Annotated in this window: 6 protein-coding genes and 2 tRNA genes; 4 read left to right on the top strand and 4 right to left on the bottom strand. The window is 69.2% G+C overall.

The genetic code is table 11. The annotated features are described in order from the left end of the window. From VGV60_05235 to VGV60_05225, 3 genes are all read right to left on the bottom strand, one after another. The coding region (locus VGV60_05235) for an amino acid permease (protein ID HEV8700657.1) at window positions 1-515 on the bottom strand (515 nt) is incomplete at its 3' end. Beyond that, window positions 505-1,713, bottom strand: coding sequence for an aminotransferase class V-fold PLP-dependent enzyme (locus tag VGV60_05230; GenBank protein HEV8700656.1), 1,209 nt, complete (start codon window positions 1,711-1,713; stop codon window positions 505-507). The genes VGV60_05230 and VGV60_05235, both read right to left, overlap by 11 nt. 60 nt (window positions 1,714-1,773) lie before the next feature. Next, window positions 1,774-5,562, bottom strand: a complete 3,789-nt coding sequence (locus VGV60_05225) for a MopE-related protein (protein ID HEV8700655.1) — start codon at window positions 5,560-5,562, stop codon at window positions 1,774-1,776. 199 nt (window positions 5,563-5,761) lie between these two features. Here VGV60_05225 and VGV60_05220 point away from each other — a divergent pair. Both VGV60_05220 and VGV60_05215 read left to right on the top strand, forming a co-directional pair. Then, a tRNA-Val gene (locus tag VGV60_05220) sits at window positions 5,762-5,836 on the top strand. Window positions 5,837-5,885: 49 nt separating this feature from the next. Next, window positions 5,886-5,962 (top strand) — tRNA-Asp (locus VGV60_05215). Here VGV60_05215 and VGV60_05210 read toward each other — a convergent pair. Continuing rightward, the gene (locus VGV60_05210; protein ID HEV8700654.1) at window positions 5,921-6,904 is read right to left on the bottom strand and encodes a carbon-nitrogen hydrolase family protein; all 984 of its coding nucleotides are present in this window, start codon (window positions 6,902-6,904) and stop codon (window positions 5,921-5,923) included. The two genes, VGV60_05215 and VGV60_05210, sit on opposite strands and share 42 nt — an antisense overlap. Window positions 6,905-7,377: 473 nt before the next feature. Here VGV60_05210 and VGV60_05205 point away from each other — a divergent pair, with 473 nt between their 5' ends. Both VGV60_05205 and VGV60_05200 read left to right on the top strand, forming a co-directional pair. Next, window positions 7,378-8,079 (top strand): phosphoadenylyl-sulfate reductase, encoded by a 702-nt coding sequence (locus VGV60_05205; GenBank protein ID HEV8700653.1) that lies wholly within the window; start codon window positions 7,378-7,380, stop codon window positions 8,077-8,079. A gap of 15 nt (window positions 8,080-8,094) precedes the next feature. After that, window positions 8,095-9,433, top strand: a 1,339-nt coding sequence (locus tag VGV60_05200; protein HEV8700652.1) for a nitrite/sulfite reductase, incomplete at its 3' end; no start/stop codon positions are given.

The following is a 9,433-nucleotide window of genomic DNA, read 5'->3' as shown; positions in this document are numbered from 1 at the left end:
AGCCCGGCGATCAGGACGATCTTGGAGAGCGACAGGACATTCTGCGTCCGCGCCCCCGTCCGGATCCCGGCGTAGTTGAGCGCCAGCAGTCCGCCCATCATGACGGCCGCGAGCCAGGTCGCTTCCTGTCCCGGAGCGCCGCGCCGGACGAGACGCAGCAGGTATTCCGACCCGATCACCGCCACGCCGGCCGCTCCGGCCCCCTGCATGAGGACCTGCGCCCAGTTCAGGACGAACGCCGCCAGCGGGTGCCAGCAGTGCGCGACGACCTTGTAGAAGCCGCCGGCGCGCGGGTAGCGCGACCCGATCTCGGCGAAAACCAGCGCGCCGATCAGGCTGATGGCGCCGCCGATCCCCCACGCCACGAGAAACGGCGCGGCCCCGCCGGTCGCGCCCGCGACCAGGGCCGGCGTGCGGAAGATGCCGATGCCGATCACCAGGCTCACGGTGGCCATCGCGGTGTCGAAGACCGACAGCTTCGGCTCGAGCCGCGGGATCGGCGCGTCAGGCGCCATGCAGGGCCTCGCGGAGCAGGGCCGCGAGCGCCTCGTATTGCTCCTCGTGGTTGTAGATCTGCGCCGACAGGCGCACCAGCTTCCCTCCCGGGCAGGGCCAGGGGAAGAACCACGACTCGATGCCGCGCTCCCGCGTCCAGGTCGCGAGCGCGTCCTGATCGAGGCGCGCGACCGGCGACCCCGGCGCCGCGGCGGGGAGCGGCAGCGCGGCGATCGATCCGATCAGGTCGGCCGGGCAGGGCGGCTGGACCCCGAGGGCCTCGAGGACGATCCCCCTGCCCCGCAGCGCCAGCGCGTGATTGCGCTCCATGAGCGCGGCCATGCCCCCCGGGAGGAGGCCGCCCAGGACGCGCAGGCACTCCGGGATCGACAGGTATGCCGTCGGATCGTCGGTCCCGGTCCAGTCCCACTCCTCACGGAAGCGCACCGATGACCCGCCGGGGTCGTGCCCGTGGCTGATGACCAGCGGCCGGATGCGGTCCCTGAGGTCGCGCCGCACGTGCAGGAAAGCCGCCCCCTTCGGCGCGCACAGCCATTTGTGGGCGTTGGCCGTGTAGCACGCCGCCCCCAGCCGGTCGAGCTCGAGCGGGATCATCCCGAGCGCGTGCGCGCCGTCCACGATGCACTCGACGCCGCGCTCGCGGAGCCCCGCGACGATCGCGGCAAGCGGGAACACCAGCGCCGTCGGGCTGGTGACGTGATCGAGGAGCGCCAGCCGGGTGCGCGGCGTGGCGGCACCGAGCACCGCCTGGACGATGTCGTCGGCGCCGCGGACCGGGAACGGCACGCGCGCCACGACCACCCGGGCGCCGCGGCGCGCCGCCACGAACTCGAGCGCCTTGCGGCAGGCGCCGTAGGTGTGATCGGTCGTCAGGACGTCGTCGCCGGCCTTCAGGTCCCACGAGCGCAGCGCCGCGTTGACCGCGTAGGTGGCGTTCGGGACGAAGACCAGGCCGTCGGCCTCCGCCCCGACGAAGGCGCCGAGCGCCTGCCGCACCTCGGCGAGGCGCCCCGGCAGCTCGCGGTTCATGAAGTCGACCGGCTCCCGCTCGAGCTCCGCCCGCAGCCCCGCCTGGAACTCGAGGACCGGCCGCGGACAGGCCCCGAACGAGCCATGATTGAGGTAGTGGACCCCGGGATCGAGCGCCCAGAGCAACCCGAACGAGCTCACCTTCCCGTCAGCCGCGAACTCGTCCATCGCCCCCCTCCTGCCGGCGCGTCTCCCGAGCGGCGCCGCTCCGGATTCCAGGCCCCGCCCTTAGCGCCGTTGAGCAGGACCGTACCTCTCGACCACCCCACCGGGACGCAGGAGCTCGATGAAGATGTCGCGCCCGCTCTTGTGCTTGGGAATGGTGACCGCGTAGGTCATCCCTTCCCCGGTGATGCACGCCGTACAGGGAATCTGAGCGACGTTCAGCTGCACCCTGGCACCATGGGGATCGACCGAGATCACGTTGAAGCCCAGAACATCGATCTCATGCGTCGTCCTCCAGGCCACGAGTCCGCTCCCCCTCCCCTCCGGGCTCTTGGGGTCGATGGTGACGTCCAGGATATGCTGCAGGCAGGCTTCCGGATTCTGGTCCGGATTGAAAATCGTCGGGCAATTGTCGAGCGTGCTGCAGAGGCCATCGCGGTCAGGATCCAAGCCCGGGTCCTCGGCGACACCATCGCAGTCCTCGTCGATGCCGTTGCAGCTTTCTGCAGCGCCGGGATGAATCGCCGGGTCGGCGTCGTTGCAGTCCCCCGCGTTGCGCAAGTAGCCGTCGCCGTCGCAGTCACCCTCGAGACCGAAGAGCAGCGCGCTGCCAGCATCGACGCCTGCGGGTGAATCTTCGCCGGGGACGCCGGCCAGGACCTCGACCAGGCCGTCCCCGTCGAGATCCCCGGGCACGGCGACCTCAAGCCCCGCCGCCACGCGGGCTTCCGGATCCAGCAGCCGCGCCGCCACCGTGCAGTCGGCGCCGGAGAAGACGATGAGCTTCGCGATGTACTGCGTCGGCCCGACCTGCGCGCCGATCGGCTCTCCGGCCACGATTTCAGGGACATGGTCTCCGGTGATGTCCGGAAGTATCGCCACGCCTCCGAGCCTTCCCGCCGGGAACCCACCGACAGGTTGCTGGCAGCGCCGAAGCAGCGAACCATCCCTCCCGGAGAAGATGAGCGCCGCCGGACCGCTGAGCGGACCCGCCACGATGTCCACGAGGCCGTCGTCGTCGAAATCGGCGCCGGCGAGGTCGGCGCCGATGCTGGCGAAGTCGCGCCGCACGGGATCGATCATTTTCCGGACGAACGATCCGTCGGCGCCCGAGAACAATGAGACGCTCCCGCTCATCTCCCCGGCCGCCGTGTCGTCATAGATGGCGCCCGCCGCGATGTCCGCGATCCCATCCCCCGTGATGTCCGGCACCCCCAGGACGCTCGTGCCGAAGCCGTCCTGCGGCACCGGCGAAGGCTCCTGCAGACGGCGCACGACCGAGCAGTCACGGCCCGAGAAGACCAGGACGACCGTGCTCGATCCACCGGGTTCACCGGAGATGATCTCCGGAACACCGTCTCCGTCGATGTCGGGGAGGGAGGCCACCGACCTCCCGAGTAATCCGCCCACCGGGTTTGGATCCACGCATCGCCGCACGAACGAGCAGTCGGCGCCTGAGAAGACCCCCACCGCCCCGCGACTGGAGGAGTATCCCCAGATTCCGGCGGCGATGTCGGGAACACCGTCGCCGGTGACGTCCCCGACTCCGGTCACCGACATTCCGAGGCCTTCATTCGGGCTCGAGAAGGGGTCGATCAACCGGCACAGGGGCGACCGCGTCGCCCCCGAAAAGACCAGGACGCTTCCCGAGTTGGTGCGCCCCTGCGCATCGTCCCCCGACGCGCTCACGGCAAAGTCGGGAACCCCGTCCCCGGTCACGTCCCCGACCCCCGCCACGTCGTTGCCGAACTGGTCTTCGGGGCTCGCCTGGGGATCGGTGATCCGGCGCGCCGTCCCGTAGAGCGGATGCTCTTCGTCCGCCTGGCCGTCACAGTCGTCATCACTCGCATTGCACTGCTCCGGCGCGCCCGGATGAACCGATCGGCTGGCATCGTCGCAGTCGCATGGGGTCGTGTACCCGTCGCCGTCGACGTCGGGCCCCTCGTCCACCTGGCCATTGCAGTCGTCATCCCTGAGGTTGCAACGCTCGAGGGCCCCGGGGTGGATCAGCGGCTCCGAATCGTCGCAGTCACAGGGAATCGCCACGCCGTCGTGGTCGCCGTCGGCCCCTTCGTCCACCTGCCCGTCGCAGTCGTTGTCGAGACGATCGCAGATCTCGGCGGCGCCCGGGTAGATGCTGGCGTTGGCGTCGTTGCAGTCGTCGCAGACGCCGGCCGGATCGCCGTCGGCGCTTTCATCGGCCGCGCCGTCGCAATCGTTGTCCAGACCATCGCAGCCATCGAGGACCCCCGGATTCCGGGCAGGATCCTCGTCGTCGCAGTCGCCGCCGAACGGAGTGAACCCGTCCCCGTCGCAGTCGCTCTGCAGGGTGAAGAGGACGACGCTGCCGCTGTCCGGACGCCCCCCCATATCGTCGAGCGGGACGCCGGCGGCGATCTCCGGGACATGATCGTCGTTCAGGTCGCCGAGCAGGGCGATGTCGCGCGAGCCCAGCTGCTCCCCCGGAGAGGCGTTCCTGTCGACGAGCCTCCGGGAGACCGAGCAGTCTCCGGCGGAGAAAAGCGTAATGCTGCCCGTATCGCTCCCGGCCGGGCTGTCCCTTAAGGGAGAACCGGCCGCAATGTCGGCAACGCCGTCGCCCGACAGATCCCCCACGTACGCGACGGCCCGTCCGAGCGCGTCGTTCGCCGCGCCGGCGGGATCGACACAGACGCGCAGGCGGCTGCCCGTGGCTCCCGAATACACGAAAACGGCCCCCGGGCTCTGGGGCACGGCCGGACTCGAATAACCGGGTGCGCCGGCCGCGAAATCGGCGACACCGTCGCCGTCCACGTCCGGCAGACCGGTGAAAGAGGACCCGATGAAGGCGGGCTCGACCACCGTTCTGATCAAGGTTCGGGTGGCCCCAGAGTAAAGATAGGCTTTGGATTCACGAGGTCCCCCCACCGCAAAATCGGGGACGCCATCCTGGTTGATGTCGCCGAGCCCGGCCAGACTGGACCCGAAGTTGCCGAACTGCATGGGAACGGGGGCCTGCAGGCGTGCCAGGACCTGGAAGCCGGGGTTCGAGAGAACGATGACCTGGCCGATACCCAGGCCGTTCGAGAAGAGACTATCGAAGAGGGGATCGCCGATCAGGAGATCCGGGCGACCCTCTCCCGTGATGTCGCCGATGGTCACCATGGTCGACCCGAGCGCGTGGTGGCAGCCCAACCCGGGCGTGACGCAGTTAGGGAAGGTATCGAAGAATCTCCCGATGGGTGCGCAATCTGCCCCGGAGTAGAAGCCGATGGCGTCGTGATAGGGCACGGTGATCGAACTCCAGCCGGGCTCGCCCACGGCGAGGTCGGGGACCCCATCCCCCGTGACGTCGCCGACGCTGACAATCGATGCGGCGAAACTGGATCCCGCATCGGGATCGCTCATCCGGCACACCACGGATCGGTCGGCGCCGGAGAGGATCGACGCCTCGTTGGTGTGCCCCCCCACCGCCAGATCCGGGACGCCGTCTCCGGTCACATCCCCGATGGCAGCCACCGCGTATCCGAACCCATCTCCCGCTGTCGCTCCCGGGTCGGCCACCTTGGCGGAGTCCGCAATGCTCGGTGACGTCTCATCGGTGCGGCCATCGCAATTGTCGTCGACGTGATTGCAGGTTTCCGTAGCGTTGGGGTGGACCACCGGATCGCCGTCGTTGCAATCTCCGCACGCTACGGAGGCGGAGTCGCACTCCGGGGAGCAGGCGGCATATCCGTCCAGATCGTCATCCGGACAGATCACCGCCGTCGGACGCGAGGCCCAGGAGAGCGTGACGAGCATGACGGTCGCGCCCAGCAAGGCGACGAAGACGCTGGAAACGAAGGTGACTCTCAGGGCGGGAATGGTTCGCATCGGAGCCTCCGGAGGACGGCGGCGATCCGGTTAAGCACAGCGCCTCAGATCTCGTTTCTTGCGAGAAGCATACGACGTTCTCGTTCTGGGTCAACCAACAACCGCCGGGGGGACGCCCATGGGACGCCCATCAATTGACATCTCCCGCGTCGGCGGGCTACCATTCCGCGCTTCGGAATAGGCGCGCAGCGGCCTCGTTGGGCGATTAGCTCAGCGGGAGAGCACCTGCCTTACAAGCAGGGGGTCACTGGTTCGAATCCAGTATCGCCCACCATGGGCCCCCGGTTCCGAGACGAAGGGGCCCTGGGGTCCCACCCGAGTGCGGGGTCGTAGTTCAGCTGGTTAGAACGCCGGCCTGTCAAGCCGGAGGTCGCGGGTTCGAGCCCCGTCGACCCCGCCATCTTTCCTGCTTCACCACACGCTTCGCGAACTGGAAGACGTCCGGCCGGTTGTAGTGGCCGGTGACGTCGAGCGCCATGCTCTCCTCGGCGATCCGGCCGAGGTCGAGATCGGCGACGAGGATCTCCTCGCGGTCGAAGACCGGCCCCGCCAGGAGCGCACCGTCGGGCCCGATGATGCACGAGCCACCGGAGCACACCAGGCCGTCCGGGTTCTCGCGCACGCCGGGGGGCAGATCGAGGTCGGTGGGCAGGTCGCCCGCCCGGGTGATCAGCCCCGCGGCCAGGACGAAACAGCGCCCCTCGAAGGCGTAGTGGCGGCTCGCGACCTGGTACATGTCGCGCACCGTCGGCCAGCAGGCGACGTGGATCTCCTCGGCCGACTCGTGCATCGCCTGGCGCGCCAGGGGCATCCAGTGCTCCCAGCAGATGAGCGACCCGACGCGGCCGACAGGCGTCGCCACCGCCTCGAGGTCGCCTCCGTCCCCCGGGCCCCAGACCAGCCGCTCGGCGTGCGTCGGCACGAGCTTCCGGTGCCGCGACAGGATCGATCCATCCTGCCCGATGACCAGGTTCGTGTTGTACAGGGTGCCGTGCCCCGGCCCGCCGGCCACCCGCTCGTGGACGCCGATGACGAGGACGAGCCCGTGCTCGCGCGCCGCGGCCCCCAGGCGATCGGTCTCCGGACCGGGGATGATCGCGCTGTTCTCGACCAGGTGCGCGTATGCTTTCTTCGCCGGGGGATGGTCCCAGTAGGCCGATCCCGGGCAGAGGTCGAGCCAGGCGGGATAGCCCGGCAGCCAGGTTTCGCCGAAGGCCACGAGCCGGGCGCCGAGGCCGGCGGCCTCGCCGACCAGCCGGACTGCCTTGTCGACCGACTTCTCCAGATCGAGGAAAACAGGGGCCGCCTGGGCGATCGCGACCCGGGCTTTTCGTTCCGTCATGTGGTCTCTCTCTCCGCGCGTGGCTATCGGGACCGAGGGGGCCCGTCGATGATAGGCCAGCGGCGCCCCTTCTGTCGAAGGGGGGCGCGCGAAATCCGGCCCATCATATGAAATCTGGTTGAACTGTCCTGCTTTTGGTCGTATAAGTATCTGCGTCGAGGGGGTACCGTGAGTCTCTTCAAGGCCAATTCGAGCATGCTCCGCCGCGGCGCCGTTGCCGCGCGCGCCATGGTCTCCCCCGCGACCTGTTGCTGCTGTTGTTGTTGTCGGCCGACACGGCCGACCGGCGGCAGCGGGCCTGGAGGGTCCGATGAGTAACGAGGTGAAATAGAAGACCTTCCAGGAATCAGGAGAGAAACCCAACCCACTGCCACCGGCAGTGGGTTTTTTGTTTTCCGGCACTTTTTTCCGGGCCGCCCATGGGGCCCGCGACACGGGAGGGGTTGGTGGACGTGATTCAGACGGTCGCCGAGATAGACCCAGCCGAGCTGCAGCATCAATCGAGCGTATTCGAATCGAGGACCCCCCAGGACGTGGTCCGCTGGGGCGTCGAGAAGTTCCGCGGCGGCCTCACGCTGGCCTGCTCGTTCGGAGCGGAAGACGTCGTCCTGGTGGACATGGTCGCCCGGATCGATCCGTCGGTCACGGTCTTCTACCTGGACACCGACTACCTCTTTCCCGAGACGTTCGAGGTCAGGGACCGGATCGTCGCGCGCTACGGCATCCGCGCGGTGGCGGTGAAGCCGCTGCTGACCATCGACGAGCAGGCGGCCCATCACGGGCCGGACCTGTTCGCGCGGCAGCCCGACGTGTGCTGCAAGATCCGCAAGGTCGAGCCGCTGCGCCGCCACCTCGGCGGGTTCCAGGCCTGGATCACCGGCATCCGCCGCGACCAGGCGCCGACCCGGGCCAACGCGGGTCTGGTCGAGTGGGACAAGATGTTCAACCTCGTCAAGCTGAACCCCCTGGCGCGCTGGAAGTCCGAGGACGTCTGGGCGTACATCCGGACCCACGACGTGCCGTACAACGCGCTGCACGACCGGGACTACCCGTCCATCGGCTGCTATCCGTGCACCCGGCAGGTGAAGCCGGGCGAGGACCCGCGCGCGGGCCGCTGGGCGAATTTCTCGAAGAAGGAGTGCGGGCTGCACACGGAGACCGGTCCGGCCCAGTGACTCCGGGAGGCTGCGATGCCTATCGATGAAGCCGTCAGGACGCACGCTCCGGCGCGCCGTTTCGCGTCGGAGAAGGACCTCGAGGAGTTCGTCACGACCCTCGAAGCGTACGAGCGCGGGGAGATCGGCCCGGACGAGTTCCGGACCTTCCGCCTGACGCGCGGCATCTACGGCCAGAGGCAGGACGACGTCCAGATGATCCGCGTCAAGATCCCGCAGGGGATCCTGAGCGGGGACCAGCTGCGGGCGCTGGCGATCGTGGCGCGCGACTACTCGCGCGGCTTCGGGCACGTCACGACCCGGCAGAACCTCCAGTTCCACTTCGTCAAGATGGACGTCGTTCCGAAGGCGATGGAGGCCCTCGAGGCGGCCGGGCTGACGACGCGCGAGGCCTGCGGCAACACCGTGCGCAACATCACCGGCTGCCCGATGGCCGGCGTCTGCCAGGACGAGCCGTTCGACATCACCCCATACGGTGAGGCCCTCACCCGCTTCTTCCTGCGCAACCCGATCTGCCAGGCGCTGCCGCGCAAGTTCAAGATCGCGCTGTCCGGCTGCCCGACCGACTGCGCCCTGGGGGCGATGCACGACATCGGCATCATCGCGCGCACGCGCGAGACGGACGGCCGCCGCGAGATCGGCTTCAAGGTGGTCATCGGCGGCGGTCTGGCCGTGTCGCCGCAGAACGCCTGGGTGCTGCACGAGTTCCTGCCGCCCGAGAGGCTCCTGCCCGTGTGCGAGGCGGTGGTGCGCGTCTTCGATCGCACCGGCAACCGCAAGAACAAGGGGCAGGCCCGCATGAAGTACGCCATCCGCAAGCTCGGCTTCGAGGCGTTCCGGGCCGAGATCGACAAGGAGCTCGCGGCGCTTCCGGCCACGCGCGACCCCGAGGCCGGCCGCTACGTCCACGTCGAGGACTCCCGCCCGGACCGGCCCGGGACGCGGGCCGACCTGCACGACGTCATCACCCATTCCGGCACGCCCGCTTTCCGCGCCTGGGCGGCGAGCAACGCCCGGCCGCAGCGGCAGCGGGGCTATTCGATGGCCTTCGTGACCCTGCCGCGCGGCGACATCACGGCCGAGCAGCTCGAGGCGATCGCCGCGATCGCCGAGACCCGCGGCAGCGGCTCGGTCCGGACCGCGCAGGACCAGAACATCCTGCTGCGCTTCGTGAAGAGCGAGGAGCTGCCCGCGGTGTTCCGCGAGCTCGAGCGCATCGGGCTCGCGCTCGGCGAGGCCGGCCGCCTGCTCGATCCGACGTCGTGCCCCGGGGCCGAATCGTGCAAGATCGCCGTCACCGGCTCCCGCGAGCTGGCCCTCGCGGTCAAGGAGTCCCTGACCGCCGCGGCCGGGA

The organism is Candidatus Polarisedimenticolia bacterium, from assembly GCA_036001465.1.
GTDB lineage: Bacteria > Acidobacteriota > Polarisedimenticolia > Gp22-AA2 > Gp22-AA2 > Gp22-AA3.
Note: the sequence above shows the minus strand (reverse complement) of the source record. Positions and strands in the feature narration are given on the sequence as shown.